The following is a 13,824-nucleotide window of genomic DNA, read 5'->3' as shown; positions in this document are numbered from 1 at the left end:
ACCTCATGGACAAGCTCTGGATCGCCGCGACGCTGATGTCGCTGCTGCTGTTCTTCCTGGGTACCGGCGTCTGGGTGGCGCTGTCGCTGCTGGGGGTGGCGCTGGTCGCCATGCTCGGCTTCACCTCCTCGCCCGCCGGGTCGGTGCTGGCGACCACCACCTGGGGGTCGAGTGCGAGCTGGACGCTGACGGCGCTGCCGCTCTTCATCTGGATGGGCGAGATTCTCTACCGCACCCGGCTGTCGCAGGACATGTTCACCGGCCTGTCGCCCTGGCTGCAGACGCTGCCCGGCCGGCTGCTGCATTCCAACGTCATCGGTTGCGGCATCTTCGCGGCGGTCAGCGGCTCCTCGGCCGCCACCGCGGCCACCATCGGGCGCATCTCGCTGCCCGAGCTGTCCTCGCGCGGCTATGACGAGCGGATGAGCATCGGCTCGCTGGCCGGCGCCGGCACGCTGGGCCTGCTGATCCCGCCCTCCATCATCATGATCGTCTACGGCGTGGCGGCCGAGGTGTCGGTGGCGAAGCTGTTCATCGCCGGCATCCTGCCGGGGCTGGTGCTGATGGCGCTGTTCTCCGGCTACATCGCCCTGTGGTCGCTGCTGAACCCCGCCAGGGTGCCGCAGGAGACGGAGACGCTGAGCCTGGGCGAGAAGCTGTGGCGCGGCCGGCTGCTGATCCCCGTCGTGCTGCTGATCGCCGCGGTCATCGGCTCCATCTACGCCGGCATCGCCACCGCGACGGAGGCCGCGGCGGTGGGTGTCCTCGGCTCGCTGCTGCTGGCCTGGGCGTCGGGCTCGCTCAGCGTGAAGACCTTCATGGACAGCCTGCTGGGGGCGACGCGCACCTCCTGCATGATCGCCTTCATCCTGACCGGCGCCTCCTTCCTGACGGTCGCCATGGGCTTCACCGGCATTCCGGCGGCGCTCGCCCAGTGGATCACCGGCATGCAGCTCTCGCCCTATGCGCTGCTGGCGGTGCTGACCGTCTTCTTCGTGCTGCTGGGCTGCTTCCTCGACGGCATCTCGATGGTGGTGCTGACCACCTCGATCATCCTGCCGGCGGTGAAGGCGGCGGGCATCGACCTGCTGTGGTTCGGCATCTTCGTCGTGCTGGTGGTGGAGATGGCGCAGATCACCCCGCCGGTCGGCTTCAACCTGTTCGTCATCCAGGGGCTGACCAACCGCGACATCCTCTACATCAGCCGGGCCGCCCTCCCCTTCTTCCTGGTGCTGGTGGTGATGACGGTGCTGGTCGTCCTGTTCCCCGGGATGGTGACCGCCCTGCCGCGGCAGATGCTGGGAGGCTGACCGGAACCGGGCCGCACAGGCGCGCCGGAAACCGGCAAGGGGGCTTCGGCCCCCTTTTTCTTTGCCCGCTTCCGGGTCCGGCCGGGCCGGCGGGCCGGGGGCGCGGACGTTCATCCTTACCGCTTGGGGGCGTCGTCCGGCCATATCCGATCCTTACTCCCTGGGGGCGGATCCGCACTTTCGCCACAGCCGGCCCGGTCTCCGCTCCTTACCTCCCGGGGGCGGGCGACTCGCTGTAAACCCGATCCGAGCCCGATTCGCGACTCGGAAGCGCCGGAAGGCCGTCATCCTTACCGCTTGGGGGCGGATGTCCGGCTCCGTGCCCCCAGGGAGTAAGGATACGGGCCCCCGTCCGGTCACTCCGGCCAAGCTCGAGTCGTTTCAAGCACTTAAGCCCTCTCCACCGACGCCCCCAGGCGGTAAGGATGGAGCCGGCGACGGCGTGCGAAGTCCCCCATCCTCCAGAATCTGAAAACCGTTTTTGTGACTCTGTTCCCCTTTGAAGGATTCGTCGGCCGGAATCGCGAGGGAGTCCGGCGAGTCGGTGCGAATCTTCCTTACCAGCCGGGGGCGTTCGCCTTACCGGACGGGGGCGGTTCCCGCACCCCCCGGGGCGTAAGGGTCGGCCCCCACGCGGTAAGGATGCGCCCCCAGGGAGTAAGGATCGGCAGGAACCGCGGCGTTTCGCCGGTGCCTTGCTCCGCCCCGGCCGCTGCGTTAGGATTCCGGACATCACCGCCCGTCCTGTGCCTTGTCTCGCCCGCGGCAGCCGCCGTCCGGCGATCGCCGGGGCCGTCACGGCGTCGTCGGGTGTTGCAGCGCTGCCGCTCCCGCGGCGCGCCACGGGGCAGGGGCCGCACAATGGCAGCGTACCGACGGGTCCGGCCAAGCCCTTGAAGAGACGGCATGAAATCGGTCCTGATGCCGTTGTGCGCAAAGTGATCGCTGCACAATCCGCACAACGGCGCCCCGGGGCGCCGCAGTTGGAGGAACGTGAAAGCGGGAAAAGACCCTTTCCTTACTTGTTTTCAATGTAAGGATTGATTTAGCCTCCGTCGATCCGGTTCGGGGGGAGCGATGGCGGCGACAGGGCGCAGGAAGACGCGCAAGGCGGGGGATGACGGGAGCGGTCCGTCCGGCACCGACCTCGTCGTGCTGGCGCCCGAGGATCTGGGCGGCGGCGGCGCCATCATCGACAGCGCCGGCGCGCCCGCCGGTCCCGCCGCCGGCTTCGATGCCGGCGCGGCGGCCGGTGCGGCGGGCGGCGAGAAGGCGGCGGCCGGTTCCCCACCGGCGCTCGCCACCGTTCCCGACGGCAGCGCCCCGGTGGCCGGGCTGACCGCCCGCGTCGCCAGCGCGACCTTCGAGCGCGACGGCTACAAGCACCTGATCAAGGCGGCGGAGGCGGTCTACAGCTATCCGGCGAACGGCACGCGCCTGTCGCTGCCGGCGCAGAAGATGCTGAACTTCATGATCCACCTCGCCGGCAGCCAGAACTTCGCCAACAAGCTCTACCGGCTGCCCAAGCGGGTGGTGCGCGGCAACCACAAGGGCAACGAGCGGATCTTCGACGCGCTGAAGGAAATCTTCGATTCCAGCCTGGTGGTCATCGGCCCCTTCCGCGGCCGGCGGTCGCGGGCCGAGCTGCGCATCCTCTCCAGCTACGTCCGCCCGGAGGAGGAGGAGGACAGCGACGCCGCCGACATCCACTTCCAGTTCACCGACGCCTTCCTGGAGCTGCAGCGCACCTCGCAGCTCTGGGCGAAGCTGTCGGGGCCGGCGATGGTCAAGGTCACCAGCACCTACGCGCTGAAGCTCTACGAGATCGGCATGCAGCGCTACCAGATGGACTATCCGTCGCTGGAGCTGGACATCGACACGCTGCGCAAGCTGATGAACGTGCCGGAGGGGGCCTACAAGGACTTCGGCATCCTGCGCACCCGCACCATCGACCGCGCCATCGCCGAGGTGAACCAGCTCGCCCCCTTCCGGGTCTCGATGCCGGAAGACAAGATGAAGCGGCGCGGCCGCAAGGTGGAGAAGGTGACGCTGGAGTTCCTCGCCAAGGACGAGGAGGAGGCGGCCGAGACCTTCCTGGAGCGCGAGCGCCACAGTGCCGGCCGCCGGGCGCGCCGCATCGGCAAGGTGGAGCAGGTCGCCCCCGCCGACGAGGTGGCGGCGGAGGCCGCCGGGCCGGCCGATCTCGGCCCCCTGCCCGACGCCGACGACGTCCACGCCCTGTGGGCCGCCGCCCTGCATGCGCTGAAGGGCAAGGTCCCCGGCCCGCTGCTCGCGGCGCTGGAGCCCGGCCGGGTGGAGGAGGCGCCGCAGGGCGGCCGGCGGCTCGCGCTCAACGCCAAGAGCGCCGTGGTGGCGGACACCGCCCGCAACAACCACTGGCCGACCTTCAAGTCGGCCCTGGCCTCGCTGACCAACGGGCTGATCACCGACGTGGCCTTCGAGGTGGCGGCCGAAGCGGCGGGCAAGCGCGCCGCCCGTCCGAAAGCCGCCCCCAAGGCGTAAGGGCCCCCAAGGCGTAAGGATGGAGGGACCGGAGGGACGCGGCGGCGCCCCCGGGAGGTAAGGATCGGGGGGCGCCGGGCCGGCCCTACTCCCCCAGGATCTCCGTGTCGTGCTGGCCGAGCGTCGGCGGGACGCCCCAGGGGCCGAGCGGCGTGGCGGAGAATTTCAGCGGGTTGGCGACCATGGCGACGGGGGTGCCGTCCTCCAGCGTCCCCTCCACCTTCAGGCCGCGGGCGACCACCTGCGGGTCGGCGAAGACGTCGGCGATGCTGTTGATCGGGCCGCAGGGAACCCCGGCCTCCTCCAGCGTCCCGATCCACCAGCCGCGGGGGCGGGCGGCCAGCAGCGGACGCAGCAGCGCCACCAGCTCCACCCGGTTGGCGACGCGCTGCCGGTTGGTGGCGAAGCGCTCGTCGGCCCCGAGCTCCGGCGCCCCGGCCACCTCGCAGAAGCGGCGGAACTGCTGGTCGTTGCCGACCGCCAGGATCAGATGGCCATCGGCGGTGGCGAAGGCCTGATAGGGGCAGATGTTGGGATGCGCGTTGCCGAGGCGGCCGGGCGCCTTGCCGGAGGCGAGGAAGTTGGCCGCCTGGTTGGCCAGCATCGCCACCTGCACGTCCAGCAGCGCCACGTCGATGTGCTGGCCCTCGCCGGTGCGGTCGCGGTGGGACAGGGCGGCCAGGACGCCGGAGGCGGCGTACATGCCGGTGAACAGATCCACCACCGCCACGCCGACCTTCAGCGGCTCGGCCCCCGGCTCGCCGTCGGGCTGGCCGGTGATGCTCATCAGCCCGCCCATGCCCTGGATCATGAAGTCGTAGCCGGCGCGGTCGGCATAGGGGCCGTCCTGCCCGAAGCCGGTGATGGAGCAATAGACGAGGTCCGGCTTGACCGCCCGCAGCGCCTCGTAGTCGAGGCCGTACTTGACGAGGCCGCCGCGCTTGAAGTTCTCCACCACCACGTCGGCGGTGGCCGCCAGCTCGCGGACCTTGGCGGCTCCCTCCGGCGTGGTGAAGTCGATGGCGACCGACTTCTTGCCGCGGTTGGCGCAGGTGAAGTAGGCGGCCATGCCGGCCTCCCCCGCCTCCGGGTCGGGATCCACGACGAAGGGCGGACCCCAGCCGCGCGTGTCGTCGCCGAGCCCCGGCCGCTCGACCTTGATCACCTCCGCGCCGAGGTCGGCGAAGAACTGGGTCGACCACGGGCCGGCAAGCACGCGGGACAGGTCGAGGATGCGCAGATGCGACAAGGGTCCAGGCACGGTCGCTCCCTTCCGCTGCGCCGCGCGGGACCGGCGCGGCGTCGTTGTGGATTGGCCGGCACTGTGCCGTGGCGAAAGCTATTATGACAAACACATATTCATGATCCGTCCCATAACGGATCACGATGGAACACCGGGGATAGCCGGGGAAACGAGAGGGGGGAGGCGCTTACCGGAAGGTCGCCAGCATCCCGACGAGCAGGCTGGCGGCGACGCCGACCAGCGGGCGGGTGCGGGCATCCTCAAGCCGGCCCTTCAGCGAGACCAGCGGGGCCTTGCGGCCGAAGACGGCCCGGACGAGGTCGGGATGACGGTAGAGCGGACGGGCGTCGCCGGTCCCCTGCTGGCGCACCAGGCTGCGGTGGGTGATCAGGCCCTCTTCCGCCAGCCGGGGGAACTGCTCGGCCCGCAGCGGGCCGACGCTCTTTCCCTTCAGCATCAGGTAATAGGTTCCGGACATGACCGACCGTTTGCGACGAGGGACACGCAATACGCTTACTGCCGGTCAACCTAATCCTGCAGGCGACGGCCGCACAATGCCGGAAGTTACGAAAATTGAATCAAACTGTGACGCGGCAAGTCGGGACGGGCCCGGAGGTTGGCGGAAGGACCGGAAAAACAGGCCTTTCTTAACCGGTCGGCGTCCATGCTGCGCCGTCCTGCGCTCCGTGGGACCGGGGTTGCGGGCCCGAAACAGGTGGTGAGGAACCGGTGCAGGAGTTCTTCCGGTATTTCGTCGAAGGCATCGACCCGGTGAACATCATCCTGACGGTCAACGCCCTTCCGAATCTTCCCTGGTACAACATCCTGTTCGTCGCCTTCGTGATCGCGCCCCTGGTGCGCTTCCAGGGGCCGATGATCGCGCTGTGGCTCGCCAACCTGCTGGTGCCGCACCGCCTGTTCCCCGAACCGCCGCAGCGCCGGCCGGGACCGCTGCCGCTGGTCTCGGTGGTGATCGCCGGCCGGAACGAGGCGGCGGGCATCGCCGGCACCATCCGCTCGCTGCTCGCCTGCAGCTATCCGCGGATGGAGATCATCTTCGTCGACGACTGCTCGACCGACGACACCTTCGAGATCGCCGGCAGCTTCGTCGGCACCGGCCATGTCCGCTGCTTCCGCGCCGCCACCCATTCCGGCAAGCCGAGCTGCCTCAACATCGGCATCCAGCGGGCGCGCGGCGAGTACATCATGATCGTCGACGCCGACGCCGACGTGCAGATCGGCGCCATCCACGAGATGCTGATCCCCTTCGACGACCCGCGTGTCGGCGCCGTCACCGCCCATCTCAGGGTGCGCAACGCGCGCGACACGCTGATCACCCGCATGCAGGAGATCGAATACGCCTTCAACGTGGCGGCAAGCCGCCTGTGGCGCTCGCATCTCGGCATCCTGTCGATCATCGCGGGGGCCGGCGGCATGTTCCGGGCCGGCGCCATCCGCTCGCTCGGCGGCTACGACACCGGGCTCGGCGACGACACCGACCTGACGATGCGGCTGCGCAAGGCGGGCTGGCGGCTGGTCTTCGCCCCCTATGCCGTCATCTGGGTCGACTGTCCGGCGACCTGGCGCGGGCTGATCCGCCAGCGCAGCCGGTGGGAGCGCAACATGATCAAGATCCGGCTGCGCAAGCAGATCGACATCCTGCGCGTCTCCCTGTTCGGCTTCAGCAACTTCCTGATGATGGCCGACCAGATCCTGGTGCGCTTCCTGCTGCCGCTGGCCTTCCTGGCCGGACTGTTCTGGTACATCGCCACCGATCCCTTCATCACCTCGCGGATCCTGACCTTCATGTACTGGATCCATGTGTGGGAGACGCTGCTGCGCATGCTGGCGGCCAACGACGTGCTGGGGGTGCCGCGGCTGGCGGCCCTGCCGCTGGCGCCCCTCGTGCCGCTCTACCGGCTGGGGCTGAAGCTGTCGCTGATGCCGGCCATCGTGAAGGAGATGCTGCGCATCGGCCTGCGCCACGGCTATGTGCCGGAGAAGATCTGGCGGCAGACGCCGCACTGGTGACGGGGCGGCCTCAGCGCTCCAGCTTCGGCGCCAGCGAGGCCCAGGCATGGACCGCCACCCCGCGGTACTGCGCCCCCGCCGGCCGGGCGCGCGCGAGCGTGTCGAGCGCCGCCATGTCGTCCTTCACCCGTTGATAGGGCGCGTCGGCATAGCTGATGGTCGCCTGTTCCGGTCCGCCCTGCACGGTGACGCCGAAGCGCCAGGGCTTGGGGGCGGCGTCCAGCGAAGCCAGCAGCCTCGCCGCGAAGCGCTCCGTCGCATCGGGCCGGTTGCGGTAGGCCATGACCACCAGCTCGTCCGAGAGCGCGGCCACCGCGTCGGCCAGCGTGTCCAGGCCGCTGTTTCCCAAGCCGGCATTGCCCCGGCCGGCGCCGGGCGCGTTGGCGAAGGCCGGGTGGAGCACCATGCCGAGCCGCTTTCCCGAGCCGGACAGCGCGCCGCGCGCCTCCGCCAGGCGGTCGGCCAGGGCGGCGGCGATGCGGGCGCGGCCCTCCGCCCCCGACTTCCACAGCGGCAGCGTGTAGGGCTCGATGTCGAGCTGGACGCCGGCCACGCCGCGCGCGGCGGCCGCCAGACGCAGCAACTCCGCCAGCGCCGGCGGCTGGGCGCGGCCGTCCGCCCAGCCGGGATCGCCGCCGACCAGCAGCACGGTGATGCCGCGCCCGGCGAAGGTGGCCAGCGCGGCGTCGAGCGCCGGACCGGTCATCCCCGCCCGGTCGGCCGGCGGGATCGAGAGGTACGCCGTGCCGAACCCCTCCCGCCGCATCGTCCCGGCGACCCTCGGCCAGTCCGCCCGGCCGGTGTTCCAGATCCACAGGGCGTTGTCCCCGGCCGTCCCGGCGGCAGCGGCACCGGCGCGCCCGGGATCTCCGGCGGCGAGCGCCGCTGCGGCGGCAAGCGGGGCGGCCATCAGGGTACGGCGGCTGAGCGTCATGGGCTGACCGTCATGGGTTGAGAGTGATGGGTTGAGAGTGATGGGCTGGGCATCCCGGGGGCATGCATCGTCGGTTCAAAGGGCCTTCATCAGGTCGCGGGGCAGCCAGCGCTCCCGGGTGAGGCGGATGATCGCGTCGACGCGGGCGTCGCCCGGCAGGGTCGCGGCCTCCGCGGGATCGGCCGGCTCCACCTCGATCCTCGCATACTGCTGCCAGGTCTGGTTCTGCCAGAAGTAGCGCCGCAGGCTGTCGGGCAGCGGTCCGACCTCCAGGGGCAGGTGGATCACGCGGGCCTCCAGCGTCCGGCCGCTGTCGGAGACGACGATGTCCGCCGCCATCCCTTCCCTGAGACGGGAAAGCTCCACCGCCGGCACCCAGACGAAGATGCGGGCGCTGCCGGCGCGCTGCAGGCGGACGATGGCGACGCTGGGACGGATCACGTCGCCCAGGCTGCGCGGGCATTCCGTGACCACCCCGTCGAACGGCGCGCGGATCTCCTCGTTGCCGCCAAGGCCGGCCAGGACCTGCCGCGCCGCCACCCGCTCGGCGAAGCCGGCGGTCTGGGCCGCCATTTCGGCACGCAGCCGTTCCAGCTCGGCATGACGGCGACGCAGCGTCGCCTCCGCCTCGGCCAGCCCTTCGCGGGCGCGGTCACGGGCCGACAGGACGGCGACGCGCTCCTTCAGCGGGACGGCCTCCGCCCGCCAGGCCTGTTCGATGGCGGTGGCGAGGGCTGCGGCATTTTCGTCATGGCGGCGGGCGGCGGCGGCGTGGCGCTCCGAGATGGCCACCAGCGACCCCGCCACCGCGATGCGCGACCGCTGGACGATCCGGCGGACGCGGGCCATCGTTTCCTCCGCGATCATCTCGCCGCGGTAGGCGTGGTCGCGCACCGGATCGCCGACCAGCGCCAGCAGGTCGCCCTTCGCCACGCGGTCGTTGCAGGTGGCGCGCAGCGCGAGGATCCGTCCCTCGAACAGGGTGGAGACGATCGCCTCCTCGGCCCGGATATGGCCGACGCCGACCACCCGGATCTGGTTGACGAGCGCCAGCCAGCCGAAGGTGGCGCCCAGCATGCCGAGCAGCGCGATCCGCGCCACGCGGATGCGCGGGGCCGGGCGTCGGTAGTTGGCGGCGTGACGGGCTTTCAGCATAATCAGAAATCATTTACCGGTTGGGGCCATGATTGCCCCCGGACAGCTTGCCAATAGTTAAAACCTTCCAGAATGCGGCTGCAGTGCCGCGGAGATCCGAATGGCGACCATCGTCTGCGTTGTTGGTGACAAGGGCGGCACCGGCAAGTCCACCTGGGCGCGCGGCCTTGCCGACCTGTACCGCCTGTCGGAGCGGTCGGCAGCACTGTTCGATGGCGACTGGCTGGCGCGCAGCCTGTTCAAGTTCTTCCGCAATTCCGACGAGAAGGGCCGTTCCCTGCCTCTCGACCGGCAGGACCCGCGGCAGGGGTGCATCCTGTACGACGCGCGCGACCGCCGCTTCGGCCGCGACTTCCTGCTGAACAGCCTGGCCTTTCCGGGGGTGGAGGTCATCCTGCACGACCTGCCTGCCGGCTTCCGCACCGACATCGCCGGGCTGATGAGCGTGACGAACCCGGCCGTCGCGGTGAAGGAGTTCGCCGCCTGCGCCGCATCCATGGGCCACCGGCTGGTGCTGGTCAACGTGATGACGCCGAGCCCGTCCGACTTCCACACCGCCCCCTGGCTGGCGGAGACGCTGGGGACCGGCGCCACGGTGGTCGCCGTGCGCAACGGCCTGTTCGAGGCGGCAAGCTTCGGGGTCTGGCAGCGGGAGGCGGCCAAGGCCTTCGCCGCCGCCGGCGGGATCGAGATCGAGATGCCGCGGCTCGACACCGACGCGGCCATCCTGTGCGACCAGCGGATGGCGCGCTTCACCGCGGCGGTGGCCGACGACCGGCTGGCGCTGGCCGACCGGCTGCGCATCCTGTCCTGGCTGCGCCGCTTCGCCGGATCGGTGATGCCGGTCGCGGATCTGCTGTGCCTGCCGGGCGATGTCGCGGAGCGGGTCGGCGCCCTGCGGGTCGAGACCTCCTCCATCGTGGAACCGGCCGTCGTGCCGGCGGTGGAGGTGCCGCGCGACGAGATCGTCGCCGAACCGGAGGAGGCCACCCCGGCCGCGGCCGTCGCCGAGCCGGCGCCCGGACCCGCGGCCGAACCCGTGTCCGAGCCCACCTTCGAACTGGAGCCGCCGGCCGCTCCGGAGGACCAGGACCGCCCCGTCAAGCCCCGCTCCCCGTCCGGCCGACGGCCGCTGTCGGAGTTCATCGCCCGGGCCAGCCGGGTCGCCGGCAGCCTGGGCACGGGGGCCGCCGCCGGGGACCCGGCCGACGGCGCGAAGCCGGCGAAGGGGGCCGGCAACGGCAGCGACGACGGCTTCCTGCCGGCGGGCGACAAACCGATCATGTGACGCCCGCCGCGGACGGGGGCGTCACGGTTCCCTGAGGGCCCGGTCCAGCCCTTCGGTGATCGGGGAGAGCAGATAGTCCAGCACCGTGCGTTCCCGGGTCGCGATGGCGACCTGTGCCGGCATGCCCGGCAGCAGGGAGACGCGGTGCCCCAGCGAGCGGCCGGTCTCGGCCAGCGCGCTGTCGTCGACCGTGAGCTGCACCTGGTAGAAGGGCGAGCCGGTGCGCGGGTCGGTCATGCGGTCGGCGGAGATGGTGGCGACGCGGGCCGGCAGGCGGGGGGCGAGGCGCTGGTTCAGCCCGACCAGCTTCACCTCGGCGCCCATCCCCGTCTCGATGTCGTCGATGTCCTCCGGCCGGACGGGGCCTTCGACGACCAGCGCCTGGCTGGACGGCACGATCTCCATCAGCAGGTCGCCCGGCTGGATCACCCGCCCCGGCGCCCGCACCGACAGCGCCATCACGCGACCCGCGAGCGGCGCCCGGATTTCCGTGAGGTCGAGCTGGCGCAGCGCCGCGCGCAGCCGGGGTTCGGTGTCGCGCAGGGCGGAGCGGGTCTGGCTGAGCTGGTCGTTCACCTCGGCCAGCCGGTCGTGGGAGAGCTGGGCCATGCGCATGCGGGCCTGCTCGATCGATTTCCCGGTCTCCGCCACGCCGGCCCGGAGGGAGGCCTGCTGTCCTTCCAGCGCCGCCGCGGCCCGTTCCAGCGCCAGCAGCTTGCTCTTGGGCGCGTAGCCCTTGTCGAAGAGATAGCGGATGTCCTGCGTCTCCTGCAGGATGAGCCCGAGCTGGCGATCCAGGCTGCGGATCTCGCCCTGGCGGCCGGCGATCTGCTCTTCCATCTGGCGGATGCTCTGGCGCAGCAGGCCGATTTCCCCCTCCAGCGCCTCCCGCCGGCTGGCGAACAGCGCGCGCTCCGTCGCCATCACCTGCATCGCCCGGCTGTCGGCCGCCCTTGCGGTCAGGAATTCGGGGAACAGGATCTCCTCCAGCCCGTCGCGCTCCGCGGCGAGCCGCGCCTCCTCCGCCGACAGCCGGTCGAGCTGGCCGGCGAGCTGGTCGGCCAGCGCCTTCGCCTGCGTCGACTCCAGCTTCAGCAGAAGCTGGCCGGCCGCCACCTCCTGCCCCTCGGCGACCGCGACCTCCGCCACCATGCCGCTTTCCTGGTGCTTCACCGGCTGGCGGTCGGAGATCACCTTGACCACGCCGGAGACGATGACGGCACCCGCAAGCCGCGCCTGCGCCGCCCAGCCGAGCATCACGCCGAAGAACAGCGCGATGACGGCCAGCCCGACCGACGCGGTGGCGAGCACCCCGTCGGACCGCGGTCCGCTGGGGCCGGCGTCGTTGCCGGTCAGCATGGTCATGCGCCACCCCCGCCCTTCAGGCTGACCACCGTCCTGCCGGCGGCGGGGAGGGCCGCGGACGCCTGCGGCCGCATCAGGCGGGCCAGCACGGAGGCGCGGTCGCCCAGCATCTCCGGCACGCCGTCGCGGATCACCAGCATGCGGTCGGCCAACTCCAGCACGCGCGGGCGCTGGGCGGCGATGACGAGGGTGGTTCCCGCCTCCTTCAGGTGGCGCAGACTGGCCATCAGCCGGTCTTCCCCCATGGCGTCCAGGTTGGCGTTCGGCTCGTCCAGCACCACCAGCTTCGGGGTGCCGAACAGGGCGCGGGCGAGCCCGACGCGCTGGCGCTGGCCGCCCGACAGGATCTGCCCGTTATCCCCGACCTGCGTGTCGTAGCCCTTGGGCAGGGCCATGATCATCTCGTGGCAGCCGGCAGCCTCCGCCGCGGCGACCACCGCTTCGGGCGAGGCGTCCTGGAAGCGGGCGATGTTGTCGCGCACGCTGCCGGCGATCAGCTCGACATCCTGCGGCAGATAGCCGATCAGCCGGCCGAGCTGGGCGCGGTTCCACGCCGCCAGGTCGGCCCCGTCCAGCGTCACGCTGCCCGCCCCCGGCCGGTGGATGCCGACCAGCAGGCGCAGCAGCGTGGATTTTCCCGCTCCGCTGGGACCGACGATGCCGAGCGCCTCCCCGGGCTCCAGCGAGACGGAGATCCCGCGCAGGATCGGTGCGGCCCCGGGCTCCGGCGCCCAGCCGAGCTGGTCGGCCGCCAGGGCGCCGCGGGGCTGCGGCTGTTCCATGCCGCCGGCTTCCGGCGGGTGGCGCAGCAGCAGCACGCTGAGACGGCGCCACGCCTGACGGGCCGTGACGATGGATCGCCAGGAGCCCACCACCAGCTCCACCGGCGCGAGCGCCCGGGCCAGCAGGAAGGTGGAGGCGAAGATGGAGCCGGCGGAGATCTGCTGCTCCAGCGCCAGCAGGGCGCCCAGCCCGAGGACCAGGCTCTGCAGGAACAGGCGGCTGAACTTCACCAGGGCCGACAGGACGCCGCCGCGGTCGGCGGCGCGGGTCAGGCTGGCGACCGCCTCGTCGCGCCGGCCGCTCCACCGCCGGGTCAGGGCATCGTCCATCGCCATGGCGCGCACCACCGGCGCGTTGTGGATCGCCGCGTCGAAGACGGTCTGGGCCTCCATGGCGCTCCGGGTGCCGTTGCCGATCGGGCCGGCGATCAGCGCCTCGTTCAGGATGGCCAGCACGAGCAGAAGGAGGGCGCCGCCGATCAGCGTCACCGCGAGCCAGGGATGGATCAGGGCGATGACCAGCACGAACAGCGGGACCCACGGGGCATCCATCGCCGCCAGGACGGCCGGTCCGGCGAGGAACTGGCGGATCTGGTCGAGGTCGCGGGCCCCCTGCCCGCCGATGGGGCCGTCCCGGCCGGTGCGCGGTTCCACGGCGCCCGCCAGTTCCGCCTGGAAGACGCGCTCGCGCATCCCGCGTTCCAGGATGACGCCGGCACGCGCCAGAAGGCGGCCGCGGACCGAATCGAGCGTCGCCTGCGCCATATGGGCGGCGGCGACCGCCAGGGTCAGCGCGAAGAGGGTGGAGAGGTTGCCGCTGTTCAGGACCCGGTCGTAGACCTGCATCATGTAGAGCGGGGCGGCCAGCGACAGCAGGTTGATGGCGCCGCTGAACAGCGCGCAGAAGCCGACGGCCGGCATGCAGCGCCGCAGCGCGGCCCGCAGGCCCGTGTCCTTCGTCCTGCTCGAGTCCCGGCTCACAATGCCATGCCCTTCAATCCGCCTGTGTCCCGGTTCCCGCCCGACTGTTCGCCGAGACGTCACATTTCGTCACAAATGGTTTCAGTTGATCAATTGTGGTCGTGTACTTGACGCGATCAGTCACGGTTTACGTGTTTTCTGCGGCCTTGACTCCGAATGGCGCAATCAAAAGGCACGAATACCTTATCAGCGCGACCATTCGTTCTGCCATC

The 13,824-nt window shown here is 71.1% G+C and carries 10 protein-coding genes; 4 read left to right on the top strand and 6 right to left on the bottom strand.

Annotated features, from left to right (window positions below; translation table 11 throughout):
* Window positions 1-5: 5 nt before the first annotated feature.
* Window positions 6-1,310 carry a TRAP transporter large permease gene (locus tag DEW08_RS18605; protein ID WP_109330095.1) on the top strand — a complete coding sequence of 435 codons (1,305 nt, stop codon included), beginning with the start codon at window positions 6-8 and terminating at the stop codon, window positions 1,308-1,310.
* Between the two features lie 1,077 nt (window positions 1,311-2,387).
* On the top strand, window positions 2,388-3,833 hold the full coding sequence (locus DEW08_RS18600) for a replication initiation protein (RefSeq protein ID WP_109330093.1): 1,446 nt from the start codon (window positions 2,388-2,390) through the stop codon (window positions 3,831-3,833).
* An 85-nt stretch (window positions 3,834-3,918) separates the two neighbouring features.
* On the opposite strand, the gene DEW08_RS18595 is transcribed toward DEW08_RS18600, so the two are convergent.
* Together DEW08_RS18595 and DEW08_RS18590 are read right to left on the bottom strand one after the other, a co-directional pair.
* Window positions 3,919-5,094, bottom strand: a complete 1,176-nt coding sequence (locus DEW08_RS18595; RefSeq protein ID WP_109330090.1) for a CaiB/BaiF CoA transferase family protein — start codon at window positions 5,092-5,094, stop codon at window positions 3,919-3,921.
* Between the two features lie 169 nt (window positions 5,095-5,263).
* On the bottom strand, window positions 5,264-5,554 hold the full coding sequence (locus DEW08_RS18590) for a DUF4339 domain-containing protein (RefSeq protein ID WP_146214725.1): 291 nt from the start codon (window positions 5,552-5,554) through the stop codon (window positions 5,264-5,266).
* A 251-nt stretch (window positions 5,555-5,805) separates the two neighbouring features.
* Between DEW08_RS18590 and DEW08_RS18585 the strand changes: the two genes are divergently transcribed.
* Entirely contained in the window at window positions 5,806-7,107 is a 1,302-nt protein-coding gene (locus DEW08_RS18585) for a glycosyltransferase family 2 protein (protein ID WP_109330086.1), read from the top strand.
* Between the two features lie 10 nt (window positions 7,108-7,117).
* On the opposite strand, the gene DEW08_RS18580 is transcribed toward DEW08_RS18585, so the two are convergent.
* Together DEW08_RS18580 and DEW08_RS18575 are read right to left on the bottom strand one after the other, a co-directional pair.
* Window positions 7,118-8,041 (bottom strand): hypothetical protein, encoded by a 924-nt coding sequence (locus tag DEW08_RS18580; RefSeq protein ID WP_109330084.1) that lies wholly within the window; start codon window positions 8,039-8,041, stop codon window positions 7,118-7,120.
* 75 nt (window positions 8,042-8,116) lie between these two features.
* Window positions 8,117-9,196, bottom strand: a complete 1,080-nt coding sequence (locus tag DEW08_RS18575) for an HlyD family secretion protein (protein ID WP_109330082.1) — start codon at window positions 9,194-9,196, stop codon at window positions 8,117-8,119.
* A 100-nt stretch (window positions 9,197-9,296) separates the two neighbouring features.
* Between DEW08_RS18575 and DEW08_RS18570 the strand changes: the two genes are divergently transcribed.
* The gene (locus tag DEW08_RS18570) at window positions 9,297-10,484 is read left to right on the top strand and encodes a hypothetical protein (protein WP_109330080.1); all 1,188 of its coding nucleotides are present in this window, start codon (window positions 9,297-9,299) and stop codon (window positions 10,482-10,484) included.
* 21 nt (window positions 10,485-10,505) lie between these two features.
* Here DEW08_RS18570 and DEW08_RS18565 read toward each other — a convergent pair whose 3' ends face one another.
* On the bottom strand, window positions 10,506-11,849 hold the full coding sequence (locus tag DEW08_RS18565; RefSeq protein ID WP_109330079.1) for an HlyD family type I secretion periplasmic adaptor subunit: 1,344 nt from the start codon (window positions 11,847-11,849) through the stop codon (window positions 10,506-10,508).
* Window positions 11,846-13,612 (bottom strand): type I secretion system permease/ATPase, encoded by a 1,767-nt coding sequence (locus DEW08_RS18560; protein WP_146214724.1) that lies wholly within the window; start codon window positions 13,610-13,612, stop codon window positions 11,846-11,848. Before DEW08_RS18560 ends, DEW08_RS18565 begins: the two co-directional genes overlap by 4 nt.
* Between the last annotated feature and the right edge of the window lie 212 nt (window positions 13,613-13,824).

It is taken from the genome of Azospirillum thermophilum, assembly GCF_003130795.1.
Lineage (GTDB): Bacteria > Pseudomonadota > Alphaproteobacteria > Azospirillales > Azospirillaceae > Azospirillum > Azospirillum thermophilum.
The sequence above is the reverse complement of the archived record's forward strand: the minus strand, read 5'-3'. Positions and strand labels throughout refer to the sequence as shown.

Bases quoted from the DNA above. Each gene is read 5' to 3' on its own strand.
- DEW08_RS18605 (WP_109330095.1), top strand. From the start codon at position 6: ATGGACAAGCTCTGGATCGCCGCGACGCTGATGTCGCTGCTGCTGTTC.
- DEW08_RS18600 (WP_109330093.1), top strand. From the start codon at position 2,388: ATGGCGGCGACAGGGCGCAGGAAGACGCGCAAGGCGGGGGATGACGGG.
- DEW08_RS18590 (WP_146214725.1), bottom strand. From the start codon at position 5,554: ATGTCCGGAACCTATTACCTGATGCTGAAGGGAAAGAGCGTCGGCCCG.
- DEW08_RS18580 (WP_109330084.1), bottom strand. From the start codon at position 8,041: ATGACGCTCAGCCGCCGTACCCTGATGGCCGCCCCGCTTGCCGCCGCA.
- DEW08_RS18575 (WP_109330082.1), bottom strand. From the start codon at position 9,196: ATGCTGAAAGCCCGTCACGCCGCCAACTACCGACGCCCGGCCCCGCGC.
- DEW08_RS18570 (WP_109330080.1), top strand. From the start codon at position 9,297: ATGGCGACCATCGTCTGCGTTGTTGGTGACAAGGGCGGCACCGGCAAG.
- DEW08_RS18565 (WP_109330079.1), bottom strand. From the start codon at position 11,849: ATGACCATGCTGACCGGCAACGACGCCGGCCCCAGCGGACCGCGGTCC.